The organism is Streptomyces sp. NPDC006687 (assembly GCF_040636215.1).
GTDB lineage: Bacteria > Actinomycetota > Actinomycetes > Streptomycetales > Streptomycetaceae > Streptomyces.
The window spans coordinates 362,836-384,619 of the sequence record NZ_JBEYJJ010000002.1 but is presented as its reverse complement, the minus strand read 5'-3'; the positions used below and the strand labels follow the sequence as shown (position 1 = coordinate 384,619).

20 protein-coding genes are annotated in these 21,784 nt (G+C 72.4%); 9 read left to right on the top strand and 11 right to left on the bottom strand.

The genetic code is table 11. The annotated features are described in order from the left end of the window. The first annotated feature begins 173 nt into the window (after positions 1-173). The 5 genes from lpdA (at position 174) to ABZ716_RS04110 (ending at position 7,899) form a co-directional block, all read left to right on the top strand. Positions 174-1,562 (top strand): dihydrolipoyl dehydrogenase, encoded by a 1,389-nt coding sequence (gene lpdA / locus ABZ716_RS04130; RefSeq protein ID WP_351881257.1) that lies wholly within the window; start codon positions 174-176, stop codon positions 1,560-1,562. A gap of 57 nt (positions 1,563-1,619) precedes the next feature. Further along, positions 1,620-3,443 (top strand): 2-oxoglutarate dehydrogenase, E2 component, dihydrolipoamide succinyltransferase, encoded by a 1,824-nt coding sequence (gene sucB, locus ABZ716_RS04125; protein WP_358956332.1) that lies wholly within the window; start codon positions 1,620-1,622, stop codon positions 3,441-3,443. 190 nt (positions 3,444-3,633) lie between these two features. Continuing rightward, positions 3,634-4,260, top strand: a complete 627-nt coding sequence (locus ABZ716_RS04120) for a GntR family transcriptional regulator (RefSeq protein ID WP_351881585.1) — start codon at positions 3,634-3,636, stop codon at positions 4,258-4,260. Positions 4,261-4,519: 259 nt separating this feature from the next. After that, the gene (gene aceE / locus ABZ716_RS04115; RefSeq protein ID WP_358956329.1) at positions 4,520-7,201 is read left to right on the top strand and encodes a pyruvate dehydrogenase (acetyl-transferring), homodimeric type; all 2,682 of its coding nucleotides are present in this window, start codon (positions 4,520-4,522) and stop codon (positions 7,199-7,201) included. Positions 7,202-7,380: 179 nt separating this feature from the next. Further along, the gene (locus ABZ716_RS04110) at positions 7,381-7,899 is read left to right on the top strand and encodes a DUF4240 domain-containing protein (protein WP_351881588.1); all 519 of its coding nucleotides are present in this window, start codon (positions 7,381-7,383) and stop codon (positions 7,897-7,899) included. A gap of 15 nt (positions 7,900-7,914) precedes the next feature. On the opposite strand, the gene ABZ716_RS04105 is transcribed toward ABZ716_RS04110, so the two are convergent. Next, on the bottom strand, positions 7,915-8,712 hold the full coding sequence (locus tag ABZ716_RS04105; RefSeq protein ID WP_358811523.1) for an SDR family oxidoreductase: 798 nt from the start codon (positions 8,710-8,712) through the stop codon (positions 7,915-7,917). A gap of 87 nt (positions 8,713-8,799) precedes the next feature. On the opposite strand from ABZ716_RS04105, the gene ABZ716_RS04100 reads away from it, so the two are divergent. Then, the gene (locus ABZ716_RS04100) at positions 8,800-9,453 is read left to right on the top strand and encodes a TetR family transcriptional regulator (protein WP_358956327.1); all 654 of its coding nucleotides are present in this window, start codon (positions 8,800-8,802) and stop codon (positions 9,451-9,453) included. 47 nt (positions 9,454-9,500) lie between these two features. Here the strand turns inward: ABZ716_RS04100 and ABZ716_RS04095 are convergent, their stop codons facing one another. Beyond that, the gene (locus tag ABZ716_RS04095; protein ID WP_358956324.1) at positions 9,501-9,758 is read right to left on the bottom strand and encodes a hypothetical protein; all 258 of its coding nucleotides are present in this window, start codon (positions 9,756-9,758) and stop codon (positions 9,501-9,503) included. Between the two features lie 174 nt (positions 9,759-9,932). Then, entirely contained in the window at positions 9,933-11,342 is a 1,410-nt protein-coding gene (gene glnA / locus ABZ716_RS04090) for a type I glutamate--ammonia ligase (protein WP_351881274.1), read from the bottom strand. 185 nt (positions 11,343-11,527) lie between these two features. On the opposite strand from glnA, the gene ABZ716_RS04085 reads away from it, so the two are divergent. Continuing rightward, a complete protein-coding gene (locus ABZ716_RS04085) occupies positions 11,528-11,995 on the top strand; it encodes an RDD family protein (RefSeq protein ID WP_351881277.1) in 468 nt (155 codons plus the stop codon). A 78-nt stretch (positions 11,996-12,073) separates the two neighbouring features. On the opposite strand, the gene ABZ716_RS04080 is transcribed toward ABZ716_RS04085, so the two are convergent. The 5 genes from ABZ716_RS04080 to ABZ716_RS04060 form a co-directional block, all read right to left on the bottom strand. After that, entirely contained in the window at positions 12,074-12,766 is a 693-nt protein-coding gene (locus ABZ716_RS04080; protein ID WP_351881280.1) for a DUF4191 domain-containing protein, read from the bottom strand. Between the two features lie 10 nt (positions 12,767-12,776). Next, positions 12,777-12,974 carry a hypothetical protein gene (locus ABZ716_RS04075; RefSeq protein ID WP_351881283.1) on the bottom strand — a complete coding sequence of 66 codons (198 nt, stop codon included), beginning with the start codon at positions 12,972-12,974 and terminating at the stop codon, positions 12,777-12,779. Positions 12,975-13,205: 231 nt separating this feature from the next. After that, positions 13,206-14,153 carry a lipoyl synthase gene (lipA, locus tag ABZ716_RS04070; RefSeq protein WP_351881286.1) on the bottom strand — a complete coding sequence of 316 codons (948 nt, stop codon included), beginning with the start codon at positions 14,151-14,153 and terminating at the stop codon, positions 13,206-13,208. A 111-nt stretch (positions 14,154-14,264) separates the two neighbouring features. Next, positions 14,265-15,074 carry a lipoyl(octanoyl) transferase LipB gene (lipB, locus tag ABZ716_RS04065; protein ID WP_358956321.1) on the bottom strand — a complete coding sequence of 270 codons (810 nt, stop codon included), beginning with the start codon at positions 15,072-15,074 and terminating at the stop codon, positions 14,265-14,267. Positions 15,075-15,186: 112 nt separating this feature from the next. Next, the gene (locus ABZ716_RS04060) at positions 15,187-15,477 is read right to left on the bottom strand and encodes a hypothetical protein (RefSeq protein ID WP_358811518.1); all 291 of its coding nucleotides are present in this window, start codon (positions 15,475-15,477) and stop codon (positions 15,187-15,189) included. Positions 15,478-15,651: 174 nt separating this feature from the next. Here ABZ716_RS04060 and ABZ716_RS04055 point away from each other — a divergent pair, with 174 nt between their 5' ends. Beyond that, positions 15,652-17,091 (top strand): regulator, encoded by a 1,440-nt coding sequence (locus tag ABZ716_RS04055; protein WP_358811517.1) that lies wholly within the window; start codon positions 15,652-15,654, stop codon positions 17,089-17,091. Positions 17,092-17,429: 338 nt separating this feature from the next. Here ABZ716_RS04055 and ABZ716_RS04050 read toward each other — a convergent pair whose 3' ends face one another. From ABZ716_RS04050 to ABZ716_RS04040, 3 genes are all read right to left on the bottom strand, one after another. Next, positions 17,430-18,683 carry an FAD-dependent oxidoreductase gene (locus ABZ716_RS04050; protein WP_358956319.1) on the bottom strand — a complete coding sequence of 418 codons (1,254 nt, stop codon included), beginning with the start codon at positions 18,681-18,683 and terminating at the stop codon, positions 17,430-17,432. Between the two features lie 165 nt (positions 18,684-18,848). Then, positions 18,849-19,739 (bottom strand): TIGR01777 family oxidoreductase, encoded by an 891-nt coding sequence (locus tag ABZ716_RS04045; RefSeq protein ID WP_358956317.1) that lies wholly within the window; start codon positions 19,737-19,739, stop codon positions 18,849-18,851. An 81-nt stretch (positions 19,740-19,820) separates the two neighbouring features. Then, positions 19,821-20,510, bottom strand: coding sequence for a VIT family protein (locus tag ABZ716_RS04040; protein ID WP_358811514.1), 690 nt, complete (start codon positions 20,508-20,510; stop codon positions 19,821-19,823). Between the two features lie 90 nt (positions 20,511-20,600). Here ABZ716_RS04040 and ABZ716_RS04035 point away from each other — a divergent pair, with 90 nt between their 5' ends. Next, on the top strand, positions 20,601-21,728 hold the full coding sequence (locus tag ABZ716_RS04035) for a PP2C family protein-serine/threonine phosphatase (protein WP_358811513.1): 1,128 nt from the start codon (positions 20,601-20,603) through the stop codon (positions 21,726-21,728). Positions 21,729-21,784 lie beyond the last annotated feature (56 nt).

Below are 21,784 nucleotides of genomic sequence, written 5' to 3'. Positions count from 1 at the left end.
AACCACGGTGCACACCCGGGGCCCGGCGTCCCGTGTTCCCCCGACAAATGCGAAGATGGGTTCTCGGCAGGACAGGGCCCCCACCACAGGGCCGAAGAAACAAGCGGCCGATTACCAGCCGCCGCCCGGTCACAGAGGACCGGTGCCCGGCGCACATGCATGGAGGACGTGACGTGGCGAACGACGCCAGCACCGTTTTCGACCTAGTGATCCTCGGCGGTGGCAGTGGCGGCTACGCCGCGGCACTCCGCGCATCGCAGCTGGGTCTCGACGTTGCGCTGATCGAGAAGAACAAGCTCGGCGGCACCTGCCTGCACAACGGCTGCATCCCCACGAAGGCTCTGCTGCACGCCGGTGAGATCGCCGACCAGGCGCGCGAAGCCGCGCAGTTCGGTGTCAAGGCCACCTTCGAGGGCATCGACATCGCCGGTGTGCACAAGTACAAGGACGACGTCATCGCCGGCCTGTACAAGGGCCTGCAGGGCCTGGTCGCCTCCCGCAAGGTGACCTACATCGAGGGTGAGGGCCGCCTGTCCTCCCCGACCTCCGTCGACGTGAACGGCCAGCGCGTCCAGGGCCGCCACGTCCTGCTGGCGACCGGCTCCGTGCCGAAGTCGCTGCCCGGCCTGGACATCGACGGCAACCGCATCATCTCCTCGGACCACGCGCTGGTCCTGGACCGGGTGCCGCAGTCCGCGATCATCCTGGGCGGCGGCGTCATCGGCGTCGAGTTCGCCTCGGCGTGGAAGTCCTTCGGCACCGACGTCACCGTCATCGAGGGCCTCAAGCACCTCGTCCCGGTCGAGGACGAGAACAGCTCCAAGATCCTGGAGCGCGCCTTCCGCAAGCGCGGCATCAAGTTCAACCTCGGCACCTTCTTCGAGAAGGCCGAGTACACGGAGTCCGGCGTCCGCGTCACCCTCGCCGACGGCAAGACCTTCGAGGCCGAGGTGCTGCTGGTCGCCATCGGCCGCGGCCCGGTCTCGCAGGGCCTGGGCTACGAGGAGCAGGGCGTCGCGATGGACCGCGGCTACGTCCTGGTCGACGAGTACATGCGCACCAACGTGCCGACCATCTCGGCCGTCGGTGACCTCGTCCCGACCCTCCAGCTCGCGCACGTCGGCTTCGCCGAGGGCATCCTGGTGGCGGAGCGTCTGGCCGGTCTGAAGACCGTTCCGATCGACTACGACGGCGTTCCGCGCGTCACGTACTGCCACCCGGAGGTCGCCTCCGTCGGCATCACCGAGGCCAAGGCCAAGGAGATCTACGGTGCGGACAAGGTCGTCGCCCTGAAGTACAACCTGGCGGGCAACGGCAAGAGCAAGATCCTGAAGACCGCGGGCGAGATCAAGCTCGTCCAGGTCAAGGACGGTGCCGTGGTCGGCGTCCACATGGTCGGTGACCGGATGGGCGAGCAGGTCGGCGAAGCCCAGCTGATCTACAACTGGGAAGCACTGCCGGCCGAGGTCGCGCAGCTCATCCACGCGCACCCGACCCAGAACGAGGCGCTCGGCGAGGCCCACCTGGCCCTCGCCGGCAAGCCCCTTCACGCACACGACTAATCCACAGTCACGGGCGCGACGACCACTTCCGCACTTTCGTAAGGAGCAACTGAAACCATGCCGGTTTCCGTAACCCTTCCGGCGCTCGGTGAGAGCGTCAGCGAGGGCACTGTCACCCGTTGGCTGAAGGCCGAGGGCGAGCGCGTCGAGGCCGACGAGCCGCTGCTCGAGGTCTCGACCGACAAGGTCGACACCGAGATCCCCTCCCCCGTCGCCGGCATCCTCGCCTCCATCAAGGTCGCCGAGGACGAGACCGTCGAGGTCGGCGCCGAGCTCGCCATCATCGACGACGGCTCGGGCGCCGCGGCTCCGGCCGCCGCTCCGGCCGCCGAGGCCCCCGCCGCTCCCGCGCCGGAGGCCCCGCAGGCCGCCCCGTCGACCGAGGCCGAGACCCCGGCTCCGGCGCCGACGGCCGAGGCGGCCGCCGGCGGCGGTTCGGCCGAGGGCACCGATGTCGTGCTGCCCGCGCTGGGCGAGTCCGTCACCGAGGGCACCATCACCCGCTGGCTGAAGGCGGTCGGCGAGTCGGTCGAGGCCGACGAGCCGCTGCTCGAGGTCTCCACGGACAAGGTCGACACCGAGATCCCCGCGCCGGTTTCCGGCACCCTGCTGGAGATCGTCGTCGGCGAGGACGAGACCGCCGAGGTCGGCGCCCGTCTGGCCGTCATCGGTGTCGCGGGCGCTGCCCCGGCCGCCGCCCCGGCCGCTCCGGCCGCGGCTCCGGCTCCGGCCGCCCCCGCTGCCCCGGCCGCCGCTCCGGCTCCGGCCACCCCGGCCGCCGCTCCGGCTCCGGTGGCTCCGGCCGCTCCGGTCGCCGCTCCGGCTCCGGTGGCTCCGGCCGCTCCGGTCGCCGCTCCGGCCCCGGTGGCTCCGGCCGCCCCGGCTCCGGCCCCGGTCGCCGCTCCGGCTCCGGTCGCCCCGGCCGCCCCCGCCGCTCCGGCCCCGGCCGGTGACGAGGGCGCCTACGTGACCCCGCTGGTGCGCAAGCTCGCCTCCGAGTCCGGCGTCAACCTGGCGACGGTCACGGGCACGGGCGTCGGCGGCCGTATCCGCAAGCAGGACGTCCTGGCCGCCGCCGAGGCCGCCAAGGCCGCCGCCGCTCCGGCTCCGGCCGCCGCTGCCGCCCCGGCCGCCGCGAAGGCTCCGGCCGCGGTGTCCGAGCTGCGCGGTCAGACGGTCAAGATGACCCGCATGCGCAAGGTCATCGGCGACAACATGATGAAGGCCCTGCACTCGCAGGCGCAGCTCAGCTCCGTGGTCGAGGTGGACATCACCAAGATCATGAAGCTGCGCGAGCAGGCCAAGGCCGGCTTCCTCGCCCGCGAGGGCGTCAAGCTGTCCCCGATGCCGTTCTTCGTCAAGGCCGCCGCCCAGGCGCTGAAGGCCCACGCGGTCGTCAACGCCCGGATCAACGACGACGAGGGCACCATCACCTACTTCGACTCGGAGAACATCGGCATCGCCGTGGACTCCGAGAAGGGCCTGATGACCCCGGTCATCAAGGGTGCCGGTGACCTCAACCTGGCCGGTATCGCCAAGGCGACCGCCGACCTGGCCGGCAAGGTCCGCGGCAACAAGATCACCCCGGACGAGCTGTCCGGCGCGACCTTCACCATCAGCAACACCGGCTCGCGCGGTGCGCTGTTCGACACGGTGATCGTTCCGCCGAACCAGGTCGCCATCCTGGGCATCGGTGCCACGGTCAAGCGTCCGGTGGTCATCGAGACCCCCGAGGGCACCGTCATCGGCGTCCGCGACATGACGTACCTGACCCTGTCCTACGACCACCGCCTGGTGGACGGCGCGGACGCGGCCCGGTACCTCTCGGCCGTGAAGGCGATCCTTGAGGCCGGCGAGTTCGAGGTCGAGCTCGGTCTCTGAGCCCCCGGCCCCCGTCTTCGGGACCCGCTGACGGCGCCCCCGCCCGGATTCGTCCGGGCGGGGGCGCCGTCGTTGTAACGAGCCTCACCCTGCGTCCCTGACCACGAACGCATCGCAGCAGGCCACGGCGGCCTTATTGTCTAGGCATCAGGCCCCGCGTGTCCGCACACACAGGAGTTGAACCCCGATGATCACCCCACCCGTCGTGCACTCGCTGCGCGAGCAGATCCGCGAGCACATCGTGGAGGGGATCGTCAGCGGCCGCTGGAAGCCCGGCGAGCGGATCGTGGAGCGCCGGATCGCGGTGGAGCTGGAGGTCAGCCAGACGCCCGTGCGGGAGGCTCTGCGCGAGCTGGAGACGCTGCGGCTGATCGAGTCGGCGCCCAACAAGGGCGTACGCGTGCGGAACCTCTCCGCGGCCGACCTGGAGGAGATCTACCCCGTCCGGGCCGGTCTGGAGCAGATCGCCGCCGAGCTGGCCGCTCCGGGGCTGGCGGCCGACTGCTCGGCGCTGGAGCCGCACGTGGCGGCCCTGTGGGAGGCCGACCGGCTCCAGGACGGTACGGCGCAGGTGCGGCACACGGTGGGCTTCCACCGGGAACTGGTGCGGGCGGCGGGCAACAGCGTGCTGCTGCACACCTGGGAGAGCCTGGGCATCGAGGTGTTCACCGCCCTGTCGATCCGGTGGCTGGGAACCGTCCAGAAGTCGTACGCCGAGGAGCACGAGGCCCTCGTGGCGGCGTTCCGCAGCCAGGACCCGGATATCGGGGTGCTGGTGAAGCGGCATGTTCTGGGCTGCGCTCCACGTAGCGCCTGACCTGCGGTTTTGAGGAATCCTCCAGGGGATCACCGGCGCTTTGGCGTGTACTGATGAAACCGGCACGGCGTGCCTGAGTTCATGGCACCGGGTGCCGACTTTCGTCCGGGCGTCGAATAATCGTCACTTTTATTTGATCGATCATCGATCAGGGATTTACAGTCACTCCGGGCCCTCACCAGGGCCCGTCAGCCCTGTCCTGCCCGTCAGGGTTCTCTTCACCACCTCCTCTCCTTTGTCCGGAAGGCGGCGCACACCGATGTCCGACCCCGTAGGAAAGCTTCCGAGCGAGCTCGACCAGCTCCCGGACCGCGACACCGAAGAGACCGCCGAATGGGCGGCCTCCCTCGACGCCGTCGCCAAGGCCGCCGGTACGCGCCGCGCCGAATACCTGCTCCGCCGCACCCTCCAGCACGCCGAGGCCGCCGGCCTCGCCCTGCCGAAGCTGCTGGAGACGGACTACGTCAACACCATCCCCACCTCCGCGGAGCCCGAGTTCCCGGGTGACGAGGAGATGGAAGCCAAGATCACCGCCTGGAACCGCTGGAACGCGGCCGCCATGGTGACCCGCGGCTCCAAGTACGGCGTCGGCGGCCACATCGCCACCTTCGCCTCGGCGGCCTGGCTCTACGAGACCGGCTTCCAGCACTTCTTCCGCGGGAAGGAGGCCGACGGATCGGGCGACCAGCTCTACATCCAGGGCCACGCCTCCCCCGGCATCTACGCCCGCGCCTTCCTCGACGGGCGCGTCTCCGAGCAGCAGCTCGACAACTTCCGCCAGGAGTCCGGCGGCAACGGCCTGCCGTCCTACCCGCACCCGCGGCGCCTGCCGTGGCTGTGGGAGTTCCCCACGGTCTCCATGGGCCTCGGCCCGCTCTCCGCGATCTACCAGGCGCGCTTCAACCGCTACCTGCAGAACCGGAACATCAAGGACACCTCCAACTCGCACGTCTGGGCCTTCCTCGGCGACGGCGAGATGGACGAGCCCGAGTCGACCGCCGCCCTGGCCCTGGCCTCCCGCGAGCAGCTCGACAACCTGACGTTCGTCATCAACTGCAACCTGCAGCGCCTCGACGGCCCGGTCCGCGCGAACTTCCGCGTGGTCCAGGAGCTGGAGGCCCAGTTCCGCGGTGCCGGCTGGAACGTCATCAAGACCCTGTGGGGCTCCGCCTGGGACGAGCTGTTCCAGCTCGACACCACGGGCGCCCTGGTCCGCCGTATCCGCGAGGTGCCGGACGCGCAGTTCCAGACGTACGCGACCCGTGACGTGGCCTACATCCGCCAGCACTTCTTCGGCGCCAGCGCCGAGCTGGTCCAGCTGGCCGGCGTCCTGTCCGACGCGAAGATCGCCGAGTGCTTCCACTCCTCGCGCGGCGGCCACGAGCCCCGCAAGGTCTACGCCGCGTACAAGGCCGCCCTGGCGCACAAGGGCGCGCCGACGGTGATCCTGGCGCAGACCGTCAAGGGCCACACGCTGGGTGCCGGGTTCGAGTCGAAGAACGCGAACCACCAGATGAAGAAGCTGACGGTCGACGAGTTCAAGGACATGCGCGACCTGCTCGGCCTGCCGATCCCGGACAGCGCCTTCGTCGACGGCAAGGTCCCGTACGGCCACCCGGGCGCCGACAGCCCCGAGGTGCGGTACCTGCACGAGCGCCGCGCGGCCCTCGGCGGCCCGGCCCCGGCCCGCAAGGTCCACCACGTGGCCCTGCCGGCTCCGGCCGACCGCTCCTTCGCCCCGCTCATCAAGGGCTCCGGCAAGCAGGAGATGGCCACCACCATGGCCTTCGTCCGCCTCGTCAAGGACCTGATGCGGGACAAGGAGACCGGCAAGCGCTGGGTGCCGATCGTCCCGGACGAGGCCCGTACCTTCGGTATGGAGTCCCTCTTCCCGTCGGCCGGCATCTACTCGCCGCTGGGCCAGACGTACGAGCCGGTCGACCGCGACCAGCTGATGTACTACAAGGAGGCCAAGGACGGCCAGATCCTCAACGAGGGGATCACCGAGGCCGGCGCCATGGCCGACTTCATCGCCGCCTGTACGTCCTACGCGACGCACGGCGAGCCGATGATCCCGTTCTACATCTTCTACTCGATGTTCGGCTGGCAGCGCACCGCCGACCAGATGTGGCAGCTCGCCGACCAGCTCGGCAAGGGCTTCATCGTCGGCGCCACGGCCGGCCGCACCACCCTGACCGGTGAGGGCCTCCAGCACGCCGACGGCCACTCGCACCTGATCGCGTCCACGAACCCGGCGTCACTCAACTACGACCCGGCGTTCGCGTACGAGATCGCGGTGATCGTCAAGGACGGTCTGCGCCGGATGTACGGCGAGCAGCCCGAGGACGTCTTCTACTACCTGACGGTCTACAACGAGCCGAAGGTGCAGCCGGCCATGCCCGAGGGCGTGGAGGAGGGCATCCTCAAGGGCCTGTACCGGTTCAACACGGCCGCCGACCTGGAGGCCGCCCCGGCCGCCGACGCCCCGAAGATCCAGCTCATGGCCTCGGGAACGGCGATCCACTGGATCCTGGAGGCACAGCGGCTGCTGGCCGCCGACTGGAACGTGGCCGCCGACGTGTGGTCCGCCACCTCCTGGGGCGAGCTGCGCCGCGACGCGCTGGAGTGCGACGAGGCCCTGCTCCGCGGCGAGGAGCGCACCCCGTACGTCACCCGCGTGCTGGAGGGGGCCCCGGGCCCGGTCCTGGCCGTCTCCGACTGGATGCGCCAGGTACCGGACCAGATCAGCCAGTGGGTCCCGCAGGACTACACCTCGCTGGGCACGGACGGCTTCGGCCTCTCCGACACCCGCGAGGGCGCCCGCCGCCACTTCGGCGTCGACGCGCAGTCCATCGTGGTGGCCGCGCTGGCCCAGCTCGCCCGCCGCGGCGAGGTCCCGGCGTCCGCCGTCAAGGAGGCCCGGGAGCGCTACGGCCTGTAGTCCCGGGCCCGTCCGGCCACGAGGCGGTCCGTCCCTTCGGGGGCGGGCCGCCTCGGCGCGTTCAGGCCCGCGTGAGCGGGGGCTGGTCGCTGATGCGGCCGGGCGGGGGACGGGGCAGCGGCCTTTGGCCGTATGAGCGGTGGCGGTGGGCGCGTGGACCCCGGATGCTGTATTCCGTGATGGACGAGACGGAGTTCTGGGAGATCGTCGACCGTACGCGCGAGGCTGCCGGGGGCGACCCCGAGGAGCATGCCGAGCTGCTCGTGGAACGGCTGACCCAGCTGGACCCCGACTCCGTGCTGGATTTCGCGCGGCACTTCGAGTCCCGGTACAACCGCGCGTACACCTGGGACCTGTGGGGGGCGGCCTGGGTGCTGCTGGACGGGGCCAGCGACGACGCGTTCGACTACTTCCGGTGCTGGCTGATCGGGCAGGGCCGGGAGGTCTTCGAGGGCGCGGTGCACGACCCGGACCAGCTGGCCGTGCTGCTGGACGAGTTCGACGAGGAGATCGACGGGGACGGCGAGGAGCTGGGGTACGCGGCCGACGAGGCGTACGAGCAGCTCACCGGCTCCGTCGCCCCGGACCTGGGTGTCCCCCTCCAGGCGGAGGAGCCGGAGGGCACCCCGCTGGACTTCGAGAACGAAGCCGTGCTCGCGGAGCGCTTCCCCCGGCTCTGGGACCGCTTCAGGGCCTGAGCCGGCCCGGGGCGGTCAGTAGTGGGTGCCGCCGTCGATGCGGATCTCGGTGCCGGTGATGAAGGCGCCGTCCTCGGAGCCGAGCATGGCGACCACGCCGGCGACGGTCTGCGGGCCGGCGAAGCCCTGGCCGAGGGCCGGGGCCAGCTTGGTGAAGAGGGACCAGTCGGTGTCCTCGGGCAGGCCGGGGCCGTTGCCGGTGGTCATGCCGCTCTCGATGGAGCCGGGGGCGACGGAGACGAAGCGCAGGCCCTGCTTGCTGTACTCGGCGGCGAGGGCGTGGGTCATCGACTGGATGCCGCCCTTGCTGGCCGCGTAGGCGGACATGTAGGGGTGCGCGAAGGACGCCGAGGTGGAGCTGAAGTTGACGACGACCGGCTGGTCGCCCGCCAGGAGGGCGGGGAGGGACTCGCGGATCATCAGGAAGGTGCCGGTCAGGTTGACCGCGATGACCTTGTTCCAGAGGTCGAGGGTGGTCTGGTGGGTGTGGGCGGAGCGCAGGATGCCCGCGGCGTTCACCAGGACGTCGATACCGCCGAGGGTGTCGACGGCGGCGGCGACACCCTCCTTGACCGCGGCCTCGTCGGATATGTCCAGTACGGCGGTGGTCAGCCGCCCGGCGTTGCCTCCCCCGGCTGCCGCCGGGAGGTGCCCCGCAGCAGCGGCCTGGTCGGCGGTGGCCTTGAGGCCGGCCTCGTTGACGTCCACGGCGTGCACACGGCCGCCCTCGGAGAGAATGCGGTGCACGGTGGCCTGGCCGATGCCGGAGCCGCCGCCGGTGATGAGGACGCGTCGTCCTTCGTAACGGTTCATGGGGCGCAGCGTAGCGACTCGATGGCACATTTTGCCACCCTGTCACACATTGCATTCATCGGAGCCGACTGGCGGTAGGCTTCCCCCGTGAGATCTCCCCGCCCGTACTCCCCCCAGAGCGGCTCCGGAGCCCAGTCCCTGACCGAGCGCCGCAAGGCCGCCACGCAGCTCGACATCGCCCGCGCCGCCTGCGAGCTCTTCGCCGCGCACGGCCCCGACGGGACCACCGCCGAGGACATCGCCCACCGGGCCGGGGTCGCACTGCGCACGTTCTACCGCTACTTCCGCAACAAGCAGGAGGCCGTGGCCCCGCTGCTGGCGGGAGGCGGCGACGCCTGGCGCGCCCTGCTCGCCGAGGAGGACCCCGCCACCCCCCTCGCGCAGTCCCTGGAGCGGGCCGTGACCCGCGCCCTGAGCGACTCCAAGGCCGTCGAGGAGGGCCTGGAGGTCACCCGCGGCCTGCTGCGCGCGGCGGCCACGGACGAGGCCCTGCGGGCCGTCTGGTACCGGGTGAACCAGGAGTCGGAGGAGCGGCTGGTCCCGCTGGTGGCCCGGCTCGCGGGCGAGGACGCGGACGAGATGTCCGTACGCCTGGTCGCCGCGGCCGCCACCGACGCGATCCGGATCGCCCTGGAACTGTGGTCCGCCGGCGACGCCCCGGTGGGCGGTCCGGACTCCCCCGCCGACCTCGCGGTGCGCTGCCTGCGCCAGCTGACCAGCGCGATGCCCCTGCTCCGCTGAGCGCGGGGCAGGGGCATCGTCGGGGGTTCGGTCAGGTACGGCGAGGGTCAGCGCCAGCCGCCCCAGTCGTCGGACCAGTTCGCGTTGTCCCAGCGGCCCCAGTCACCGTGGTGGTGCCAGTTGCCGTGGCCGTTGCCGCAGTCGTCGTCATCGTCCCAGTTGTTGACCCACCGGGAGTGACTCGAGTGGTTCCAGTTCCAGTTGTTCCCGTCGTGGTCGTGCGCGGACGCGCTGCTCAGGGGCAGCAGCGCCAGGGTGGTTCCTGCGGCACCCGCGACGAGCGCACCGATGATCCTACGGCGCATGGTGATGCACCTCCGAACATATCTCGCTGATCGGGCTTATCGGGCTTTTAGGGCCTTATCAACGGTTACTCCACCTGAGCGACATGTCAAAAGCGGGAGGCCCCCCGCCGCTCTCCGAAGAGAGCGGCGGGGGGCCTCCCAGCAGGCACTTCACGGCCCGTGGGGCCGGCTTTTCTAGAGGTCGAAGTAGAGCTCGAACTCGTGCGGGTGCGGACGCTGCGCGATCGGGGCGATCTCGTGCGTGCGCTTGTAGTCGATCCAGGTCTCGATGAGGTCCGGGGTGAAGACACCGCCGGCCAGGAGGTACTCGTGGTCCTCCTCCAGGGCCTTGAGGACGTCCTCCAGGCTGGTCGGGACCTGCGGGACGTTCGCGTGCTCGTCCGGGGAGAGCTCGTAGAGGTCCTTGTCGATCGGCTCCATCGGCTCGATCTTGTTCTTGATGCCGTCGAGGCCCGCGAGGAGCAGCGCCGAGAAGGCGAGGTACGGGTTCGAGGACGGGTCCGGCGCGCGGAACTCGACGCGCTTGGCCTTCGGGTTCGAGCCCGTGATCGGGATGCGCATGGCGGCGGAGCGGTTGCGCTGCGAGTACACCATGTTGACCGGCGCCTCGAAGCCCGGCACCAGGCGGTGGTAGGAGTTCACCGTCGGGTTGGTGAAGGCGAGCAGCGACGGGGCGTGCTTGAGGATGCCGCCGATGTAGTAGCGGGCGGTGTCCGACAGGCCCGCGTAGCCGGCCTCGTCGTAGAAGAGCGGCTCGCCGCCGGCCCACAGGGACTGGTGGACGTGCATGCCCGAGCCGTTGTCACCGAAGATCGGCTTCGGCATGAAGGTCGCGGTCTTGCCGTTCTTCCACGCGACGTTCTTCACGATGTACTTGAAGAGCATCAGGTCGTCGGCCGCGGCGAGCAGCGTGTTGAACTTGTAGTTGATCTCGGCCTGGCCACCGGTGCCGACCTCGTGGTGCTGGCGCTCGACCTGGAGGCCCTGGGCGTCGAGCTCCAGGGAGATCTCGGCGCGCAGGTCGGCGAAGTGGTCGACCGGGGCGACCGGGAAGTAACCGCCCTTGTAGCGGACCTTGTAGCCGCGGTTGTTCTCCTCGGAACCGGTGTTCCAGGCGCCGGCCTCGGAGTCGATGTGGTAGAAGCCCTCGTTCGCGGTGGTCGCGAAGCGCACGCTGTCGAAGATGTAGAACTCGGCCTCGGGGCCGAAGAACGCGGTGTCCGCGATGCCGGTGGAGGCGAGGTACGCCTCGGCCTTCTTGGCGATGTTGCGCGGGTCGCGGCTGTACGCCTCACCCGTGATCGGGTCGTGGATGAAGAAGTTGATGTTCAGCGTCTTGTCGCGGCGGAACGGGTCCAGGCGGGCGGTCGTGATGTCGGCGCGCAGCGCCATGTCCGACTCGTGGATGGCCTGGAAGCCGCGGATCGAGGAGCCGTCGAAGGCGAGCTCCTCCGCCGGGTCGAACGCGCGCGCCGGGATCGTGAAGTGCTGCATCACACCGGGCAGGTCGCAGAAGCGCACGTCGACGAACTTGACGTCGTTCTCCTCGATGTACTGCTTCACTTCTTCGGCGTTCTTGAACATCCAAGTCCTCCTACTCCCGGTCCCGGGGCAGGGACGGGCTGTATAGCTCCTGGCGCGTCAGTGCGGTGCCGCACGCTGACCCGACCATAAGCAGACGGGATTTCCCAAGCATGACCCATTTGTTTCGCACAAGTTAACCAGGGTCCCGTCCAGGTCGCGTCGAAGGGCACCGGTACCGTGGTGGAGTGGACAACAGGCAAGCAATCGGTTCCTGGCTCTCCGGCCCCCGCGCGACCGCCGAGGAGATGGGCGTCGACTTCGGCTATCCGGGTCAGCAGCTCGGTCTGCCGCAGTCGGGGCCCGGCTCCGTGGCGCGTTTCGGGCGCCGGCTGGGCGCGGTGGCCATCGACTGGATCGGCTGCCAGCTGATCGCATACGGGCTCATCACCCACGGCGACCTGCGGTCGGCGGGCAACTGGACGCTGCTGCTCTTCGTGGCCCTGTCCCTCCTGACGGTGGGCACGGTGGGCTTCACGCCCGGCAAGCGGATTCTCGGCCTCCGGGTGATCTCGCAGAACGGCGGCCGCCTGAGCCTGCCGCGCGTGGTGCTCCGTACGGTGCTGCTGGCGCTCGTCGTCCCGGCGCTGGTCTGGGACCGGGACGGCCGCGGACTGCACGACCGGCTCTCGGGCGCCGTCCAGGTCCGGATCTGAGCGGGCAGAGGAACGAGCGGAGAAAAGAGCGCCCTGCGAGCCTTCCGGCTCGCAGGGCGCTCCTGTGTCGTATACGGGTCAGCGCGGGCGCTGGCCGCGCATCCCGCGCCCGGGGACCGGGCCCTTCGGGATAGGCATGTTGCTCATGAGGTCGCCCATGGCCCGCAGCTTGTCGTTGACCTGGGTGATCTGGGGGCCGGACAGGACGCGCGGGAGCTTCAGCAGCGTCGTGCGCACCTTCTTCAGCGGCACCTCGCCCTCGCCGGTGCCGACGATGAAGTCGTGGACCGGGACCTCGGGCATGATCCGGGCCAGCTTCTTCTTCTCTGCCGCGAGCAGGGACTTCACCCGGTTCGGGTTGCCCTCGGCGATCAGGACCACGCCCGCCTTGCCGACGGCCCGGTGGACGATGTCCTGGTTCCGGTTCATGGCGACGGCCGGGGTGGTCGTCCAGCCCCGTCCCACGTTGTCCAGTACGGCCGCGGCAGCGCCCGGCTGCCCCTCCATCTGCCCGAAGGCAGCCCGCTCGGCCCGCCGTCCGAAGACGATCGCCATCGCGAGGAACGCCACCAGGAAGCCCAGGATGCCCAGGTAGACCGGGTGGCCGATCAGGAAGCCGATCGCAAGAAAGACACCGAAGGTGACGATTCCCACGCCCGCGACGATCAGACCGACCTTCGGGTCGGCCTTGCGCGTCATCTTGTACGTCAGGGCGATCTGCTTCAGTCGCCCGGGGTTCGCAGCAGTCTCTGCGTTTGACTTCCTCGCCATAAGGCGAAGTTTACGTGGCCTGCGGGGTACGGGTCGCCGCGGCCTCGAGTACGTGCTCGGTTTCCACCCGGTCCTTGGCCCTGCGGCGGTCCTCCAGGACGGCCGTCCAGGCGTTGCGCCGGGCACCGCTCATGAGCAGCGACTCGATGCCGCGGACGGCTTCACTGAAGGACGGGATGGCGATGGCGCGGACAGGCGCGGCCTGCATGATGTCGGTCCCTACTCTCGTACTCGCGTCGATGGCGTGTGCGGTGCGTGGATCCAGCGTCACTGACTGGTGTTACCAGCGCATGCCCAGTGGGTCAAACGTTGTGAAACATTGACGCGGCCCGCCGGACTCTCCATATGAAAGAGCCTAGGGGCCGCGTCATCGCGTACTACTCACCGGTAAGTTTTTGTGCCCGACCTCACACGCTCCGTGTGCGCCGGGCGGAGGCGGTCAGACGGCCGCGCGCTTCTCCATCGCCTGGGTGTAGAGGCGGCCGGCGCGGTAGGAGGACCGGACCAGCGGCCCGGACATCACGCCGGAGAAGCCGATCTCCTCGGCCTCCTTCGCCAGCTCGACGAACTCGGCCGGCTTCACCCAGCGCTCCACGGGGTGGTGGCGCGGCGAGGGCCGCAGGTACTGGGTGATGGTGATGAGCTCGCAGCCCGCCTCGTGGAGGTCCTTCAGCGCCTCGCTGACCTCCTCGCGCTCCTCGCCCATGCCGAGGATCAGGTTCGACTTGGTGACCAGGCCGTACGCGCGGGCCTGGGTGATCACGTCGAGGGAGCGCTCGTAGCGGAAGCCGGGGCGGATCCGCTTGAAGATCCGGGGCACGGTCTCGACGTTGTGCGCGAAGACCTCGGGGCGGGAGGCGAAGACCTCCTCCAGCAGCTCCGGGACGGCGTTGAAGTCGGGGGCCAGCAGCTCGACCTTGGTGTGGCCGCCCTCGCGGCCCGCCGTCTGCTGGTGGATCTGGCGCACGGTCTCCGCGTACAGCCAGGCCCCGCCGTCGGCCAGGTCGTCGCGGGCGACGCCGGTGATGGTGGCGTAGTTCAGGTCCATGGTGACCACGGACTCGCCCACGCGGCGGGGCTCGTCCCGGTCCAGGGCCTCGGGCTTGCCGGTGTCGATCTGGCAGAAGTCACAGCGCCGGGTGCACTGGTCGCCACCGATGAGGAAGGTGGCCTCGCGGTCCTCCCAGCACTCGTAGATGTTGGGACAGCCGGCTTCCTGGCAGACCGTGTGCAGTCCTTCGCCCTTCACCAGGGCCTGCATCTTGGTGTACTCGGGACCCATCTTCGCCCGGGTCTTGATCCACTCGGGCTTGCGCTCGATGGGGGTCTGGCTGTTGCGGACCTCCAGGCGCAGCATCTTGCGTCCGTCGGGTGCGACTGCGGACACGACCGGCTCCCTGTGACTTCGATTCTTCGGCGCCCACCAGGGTACGCCCGTAATTTCGTACGTTCTTCCGTCCGGCCAACCGGGAGGCGGCCGGACGCATTCCCCCGGGCGTCAGCCGGCGGCCGGCGCGGCCTCGCGTTCGATCGCGCGCGGCTTCGGCTCGGCGCTCTCCAGGACGTCCCTCAGGTGCCTCTCGACGACCGGCAGCACCTCGGCGATGGTGATCTCGCGGCCCAGCTCGTACGAGAGCGAGGTCACACCGGCGTCGCGGATCCCGCAGGGGATGATCCGGTCGAACCAGGTGCTGTCCGGGTTCACGTTGAGGGAGAAGCCGTGCATCGTGACGCCCTTGGCGACGCGGATGCCGATGGCGGCGAGCTTGCGGTCCTCGCGGCGCTGGCCGGCGTTGGACGGGGCGTACTCGGCGCCGGCCAGGCGGGCGTCGAACTCGTCGTCGCCCATCCGGGGGTCGAAGTCCAGGGAGAGGCCGCCGGTCTTGGGACGGTCCTCCACGGGGTCGCCGAGGACCCAGACGCCGGAGCGGCCCTCGACCCGGGTGGTCCGCACGCCGAACTCGGTGGCGGTGCGGATCAGGGCCTCCTCCAGGCGGCGTACGTGGGCGACCACGTCGACCGGGCGGGGCAGCTTCAGGATCGGGTAGCCGACCAGCTGGCCCGGGCCGTGCCAGGTGATCTTGCCGCCGCGGTCCACGTCGATGACGGGCGTGCCGTCGAGCGGGCGCTCGCTGGGGTCGGTGCGGCGGCCGGCGGTGTAGACCGGCTCGTGCTCCACCATCAGGCAGGTGTCGTCGATCTCGTCGGCGAAGCGGGCCGCGTGGACGCGCCGCTGCTCCTCCCAGGCCGCGGTGTACTCGACGGATTCCGGCCCGAAGCCCAGATGGACAAACCGAAGCTCAGTCACCGCAGCGCCTCCTCGTTGAACCTGCTGTGTGCACGTATCCGCACCGGTCCAGGGTACGGCGGCCCGCGCGCGCCCCCTCAGGGCCCCGGTCCGGAGCCCGGTCCCGGCCCGGTCAGGGGCTCGTCCGCGGGCCCGGCTGCGGGTCGGGGAGGCGGCGGGGGCGTCTGCGGCCGGCCGGGGGGCGGTCGGGGTCCTCGTCGGCGCGCGGCAGCCGGCGGTGGCCCTCGGTGTGGTCGTTGACCCAGCCGCACACCCCGCACGCGTAACGCCCGTCCAGCCCCGCGATGTGGGTACCGCAGCGGCGGCACTGCCCCTCGGTGAGCTCGGGGGCGGCGAGCGGCGCGCCGGGCTGCGCGTTCTCGTGCGCGGCGGGCGGGTGCGGCCCGTCGGGTCGGCGGTTCATGGGGGCGCAGCTTACGTGGAGATCGTCGACCCGTCCGTAAAGAGCCCTACCCATTCTGCACACGATCGGATGAATGTGGGGCAGAGAGGGCAGCGCAGGCGGAGTTGGCCGCTACATTCACGCCGTTCACAGGGCCGGGACCCCGGTCCGTCACGTACGGAAACCGTGGAGCCGATGACGGAACGACCTGCCCAGCGCGTCCCCAACCGGCAGCTCGCCGCGCTGATCGCGGAAGCGGGGTTCTCCAACGCCGGGCTCGCCCGCCGCGTCGACCAGCTGGGGCTGGAGCACGGGCTGGATCTGCGGTACGACAAGACCTCCGTGACCCGGTGGCTGCGCGGCCAGCAGCCCCGTGGCACGACCCCGGCGCTGATCGCGGAGGTCTTCACGCGGCGCCTGGGGCGGCGGCTGTCGGCCCAGGACCTCGGCCTGGACGCGTGCGCGCCCGTGTACGCGGGGCTGGAGTTCGCGGCCACCCCGGAGGAGGCCGTGGACATCGCGAGCGGGCTGTGGCGCAAGGACTCCGGCTCGCACGCGGAGCTGCGCAAGATCGCCTTCACCCCGGCCGGGCTCGTGGTGCCCAGCCGTGACTGGCTGATCGGGCGGGCCGACGAGCGGGTGGGACGCGGCGCGGACCCCGCCGCCCACCGGGTGCCCGCGCAGGGCCGCGCGACGGTGCCCCGGCAGCGGCAGATCGACCGCGGGCCCGGGCAGCGGGTCACCGGCGGGGACATCGCGGCGCTGCGGTCGGTGAGCGAGCTGTTCCGCACCCTGGACCACGCCTACGGCGGCGGCCACGCCCGCCAGGCCCTGGTGCGGTACCTGGAGCACGAGGCCGAGCCCATGCTGCGCGGCACGTACGGGGAGACCACCGGGCGCCGGCTGTTCTCGGCCGCCGCCGACCTGACCCGGCTCGCGGGCTGGACCTCGTACGACATCGCCGCGCACGGGCTGGCCCAGCGCTACTTCGTGCAGGCGCTGCGGCTGGCGCAGGCCGCCGGGGACCGGCCGTACGGGTCGTACGTGCTGGTGACGATGAGCCGCCAGGCGGTGTACCTGGGGCACGGCCGGGAGGCGGTGCAGTTGGCCCGGGTGGCCCAGCAGGGCGTGGGTTCGGGGCCGCCGCCGGTGGTGCAGGCGCTGCTGCACGCGGCGGAGGCGCGGGGGCACGCGGTGCTGGGCGAGGTCCGGGCGGCGACGGCCTCGCTGGTACGGGCCGAGCGGGCGCTGGGCGCGGCCCGGCCGGGGGACGACGTACCGCACTGGGCGCGGGCCTTCGACGAGGGGCAGCTGGCGTACGAGTTCGGGCACTGCCACCGCGACCTCCAGCAGTACCGGGCGGCGGCCCAGCACGCGGAGCGCTCGCTCCAGCTGCGCTCGCCGGGGTACGCCCGCTCGCGGCTGTTCTGCCGGGTGGTCCTGGCGACGGCCCGGCTGGGGCTGGGCGAGCTGGACCAGGCGTGCGCGCTGGGGGCGGAGGCGGCGCAGCAGGCGAGCGAGATGCGGTCGGTGCGGGCGGTGGAGTACGTCCGCGACTTCGAACGCCGTCTGGAGCCGTACCGCGACGCGGCGGCGGTCAGGACGTACCGCGACCGGGTGGCGGCGCTGTCCTGACGCCGGCACGGGCGGGCGCGGCGGGGCACCCCCGGCGCGGCCGCGGCCGTGCCCGGCCCGGGGCCGCGCCGGGCCGGAGGCGGCCGTGCCCGGCCCGGGACGGGCACACCTCGGCCGGGCGCGGCCGTCGGAGCAGCGCCGGGCAGGCGGGGGCGCCGCCCGAGGCTCCGAGCACGGCCAGGCACACCTCGGCCCGGCCGGGGCCCGTGGGCTGCCGGAGTCGGCGGCGTGGGCCGACGCGGCCACCGGCCCGGGGACGGGCCCACCTCCGACGGGCGCGGCCGTCGGCGCGGCGCCGGTCGGGCGGGTCGGGGGCCGGCCCGTTCGCGGTCGGGGGGTCAGGCTGCTGCGGCTGGGAGCGGGGGTTCCTGGTGGGCCGGGAGGGGGATGCCGAAGTCGCGCAGGAGGGCGGTGGCGGCGCGGCGGGCGGAGTGGAGGGCGCCCTGGACGGTGTTGGCGTCGCGGTGGTCGCCGCAGACGTAGAGCCCGGCCAGGACCCGGACGGGCCGCTGCCGGTCGTGCGGCGGGGGCATGGCCGGAACGGCCTCCGGGGTGTGGTGGACGGCCAGCAGCTCCCAGTCCCGGGTCGCCGTCTCGTACAGCCGGGCCAGCCGGGCGGCGACCGTGCGGGCGGGCGGCGGGGGGCCGTGGACGGTGGTGGTGACCAGGCTGCGGCCCGCCGGGGCCCGGGTGGGGTCGACGGCACTCATCACGGTGGTGTGGGCGAGCGGCCACTTGGGGTCGGCGTCCAGCAGCAGCGATCCGTCCCAGGGCAGGGGCTCGGCGGTGGCGTGGTGGATGACGGTGACCTCGTGGAAGGCGGGCACCCGCAGGCCGGGGAGCAGTTCGGCGGCGGCGCGGGCCCCGGTGGCGAGCAGGACCGAGCGACAGCCGAAGTCCCCGTGCTCCTCGGTGGTGACGAGGTTGGTCGCCACCGACCGCACGCGGACCCCGGTGCGGACGGTGCCGGGCGGCAGGCCCGCGGCGAGGAGCTCGGGCAGGACCGCCGCACCGCCCTCGGGTACGGCGAGGCGGCCGCGGGCGAAGGTGCGCAGGGCGAGGTCGGCGACGCGGCTGGAGGTGGTGAGGTCCGGGTCGCGCAGCAGGGCCGAGAGCAGGGGCCGCAGGATCCCGTTGACGGTGCGCGGCGGCAGGCCCCGGGAGCGGAGGGCGGCCAGGGCGGTGCGCTCGGGCCGGGCCAGGAGGCGGTCGGGGGGCAGTGCCGCGAGGCGGGCGAGGGCGGCGCTGAGCCGGGCCTGGTCGAGGGAGCCGCTGGCCAGCGCGCGGGCGGGGGTGAGGGCCCCGGCCCGCTGCCGCTTTCCGTCGGCGCCGTGCACGAGGACCCCGGGGGCGAAGGGCCGCAGGGTCAGGGCTTCCAGGCCCGGGGTGCGGGCGGGTTCGGTGTACGCGGTGTTGAGGAGCTGGCCGACCCGGTCCAGGCGGAATCCGCCGGCCGACGCGGTGGCCATGCGGCCGCCGGGGTCGTCGGCGGCCTCCAGGACGCTGACGCTGACCCCCGCGGCGATCAGGTGGTGCGCTGCCGCGAGTCCTGAGACTCCGGCTCCTACGATGACGACGTCGCTGCTGAGCACGTGCCCCTCCCCGAGGTCGGCGCGGCGGCTGTGTGGGGATCGTTCTTCCCCCAACCGGCTCCAGGAGAACCCGAGTCGGGTGCGGTATTCCGCACAACTCCGGTCGCACACCGGTCGCATACGGGTCACAACCGGTCGCACACGGGCGCCCCTGCGCCACCCCCGTCAGGACAGCGCCGCCCGGATGGCCTCCTCGATGCGCGGGTGGGTGAAGGTGAACCCGGCCTCCAACAGGCGGGTGGGCAGCACCCGCTGACTGCCCAGCACGTCCTGCGCGAACTCCCCGAGCGCGACGCGCAGCACCGGGGCCGGAACGGTGCACAGGACCGGCCGGTGCAGGACGCGGCCCATCGCGGCGGTGACCTCGCGGTTGGTCAGGGGCTCGGGGGCGGTGAGGTTGAACGGGCCCGACAGGCCGGGGGTGTCGATCAGGAACCGCAGGGCGGCGACCTCGTCGCGCATCGAGATGTACGACCAGTACTGCCGCCCGTCGCCGAGGCGGCCGCCGACACCCGCCCGGAAGACGGGGAACAGCCGTCCCCAGGCGCCGCCCTCGGCGGAGACCACGAGCCCGGTGCGCGCGGACACCGTCCGGATCCCGGCGTCCCGCGCGGGGGCGGCGGCCGCCTCCCACTCGACGCAGACGGACGGCAGGAACCCGTCGCCGGCGGGGGCGGACTCGTCCACGGCCCTGCTGCCGGTGTCCCCGTAGTACCCGACGGCCGACCCGCACACGAACACCGCGGGCGGTTCCGCCATCCCGGCCAACGCGCCCGCGACGGCGGCGGTGCCGAGGACCCGGCTGTCGCGGATCTCCCTCTTGTACGCGTCCGTCCACCGGTGGTCCCCGACGCCGGCCCCCGCGAGGTGCACGACGGCGTCACACCCGCGCAGTCCGTCGGTGTCGACGTACCCGCTCGCGGGGTCCCAGCGCGCCTCGTCCGGCCCGGCGGGGGCGCGGCGGACGAAGCGGACGGTGTCGTGGCCGTCGGCGTGCAGGGAGCGGACGAGGGCCTTGCCGATGAGTCCGGAAGCTCCGGTGAGGGCGATGCGCATAGGGGCAGTCTGGCCCTCCGCCGCCCGGCCCGCCCGCACCGGCACACACCGCTCCCGGCGCCGCCCGGGCTCTGTCGCGGCTCAGGCGGAGCCCAGCCAGGTGCCCACCGCGTAGGTGACCGCCATCGCCAGGGCCCCGCCCAGGACGTTGCGCAGTACCGCCCGCGGCACCGGCGCCCCGCCCAGCCGGGCGCTCACCACCCCGCACAGCGTCAGCGCCGCCAGCACCGCCGCCACCGTCACCGGCACCCGCACCGATGCCCCCGGCAGGACGATGGCCAGCAGCGGCAGCAGCGCCCCCACCGTGAAGGCGACCAGGCTGGCCAGCGCCGCGTGCCAGGGGTTCGCCAGCTCGTCCGGCTCGATCCCCAGCTCCACCCGCGCGTGCGCCCGCAGCGCGTCGCGCGCCGTCAGCTGCTCGGCGGCCTCCCGGGCCACGTCCCGGCTCAGTCCCCGGTCGGCCAGCAGGTCCGTCAGCTCGGCCAGCTCCGCCTGCGGATCCTCCGCCAGCTCGCGCCGCTCCAGGTCGAGCGCCGCCCGCTCGGAGTCACGCTGGGAGCTGACCGAGACGTACTCCCCCACCGCCATCGACAGCGAGCCCGCCAGCAGGCCGGCCACCCCGGCCGTGAGGATCTCCGCCCGTGAGGTGGTGGCCCCGGCCACGCCCACCACCAGGCCCGCCGTGGAGATGATCCCGTCGTTGGCCCCGAGGACCCCGGCCCGCAGCCAGTTCAGCCGGGTGCTGATGGCCGCGCTCTGCGTCTGCGTCACCGCTCCACTGTCGCGGTCCGCGGCCGCCCCGGCCAGCCCGCCGGGGCCACCCGGCGTGCGCCGCCCCGCACCCCGTACCAGGGTGGAGGGGTGAGACCAGGGCCGAGCCGGAGGGCGAGACGCGAGCGGGACGAGCCCGGCTGGCTGCACGGGGCGCCGCCGCCGCGCTGGGCCCGGATCGCCCCCGTGGTGGCGCTGGGCGCGCTCTGCGCCGCCCAGTGGACCACCGCCACCGCCGAGCTCGGCTACTTCCTGGCGGCCCTGCCGGCCGTGGCCGCCTTCGCGTACGGGGCCGCCGGCACCGCCGTCTTCGGCGTCCTGGTGCTGGTCCTCCTCGGCGATCCCCGGCTCGGCGTGGGCCACGCCCGCGGCACCGACCTGGCCACCGTGGCCACCGTCGGGCTGCTCAGCGTGGTCATCGCCTGGGTGCGGCGGCGCCGGGACGCCCAGCTGGTCAGCGTCCGGACCGTCGCCGAGGCCGCCCAGCTGGCGGTGCTGCCGCCGGTACCGGAGCAGGTCGGCGGGGTGAGCTGCTCGGGGCTGTACCGGGCGGCCCAGCGGGGCACGCTGGTCGGTGGCGACCTGTACGACGTACGGGCCGGGCCGTACGGGGTCCGGGCGGTGGTCGGGGACGTCCAGGGGCACGGGCTGGCCGCCGTCGGCACGGTCGCCTCGCTGCTCGGCGCCTTCCGGGAGGCGGTGCTGGACGACCCGGGGCTGGAGGCGGTCGCGGCCCGGCTGGACCGGCGGCTGGCGGCCGACGCGGCGGCGGACTCGGTGGCCCACCCCGAGCTGTTCGCGACGGCCGTGCTGCTGGAGTTCCCGCCCGGGCTGGACCTCGTACGGATCGTGTCGTGCGGGCACCCTCCGGTGCTGCTGCTGCGGGACTTCACGGTCACGGAGGTGGCCGCCGAGCCGGGCCCGCCACTCGGTCTGGGCCTGGCCGGGCCGGCCCTGCCCGAGGTCGCCGAACTGCCGCTGCTGCCGGGCGACCGGCTCCTCGCGCACACCGACGGGGTGACCGAGGCCCGCGACGCGGCGGGCCGCTTCTACCCGCTGGCCGACCGGGTCCCGGTCGTGGCGGGCGACCCGGAGGGCCTGGTGCCGGCGCTCTGGCAGGACCTCGCGGACTTCAGCGGGGGCGGGCCGAGCGACGACGTGGCGCTGCTGGTGCTGTCGCCCGATCAGCGGTTGTCCGGCGGGCCGGGGCGTCCCTAGATTCAGGGGGCATCCCCCGCGCGTCCTCGTCCCGGAACCCCAGACCCCCCTTGGGA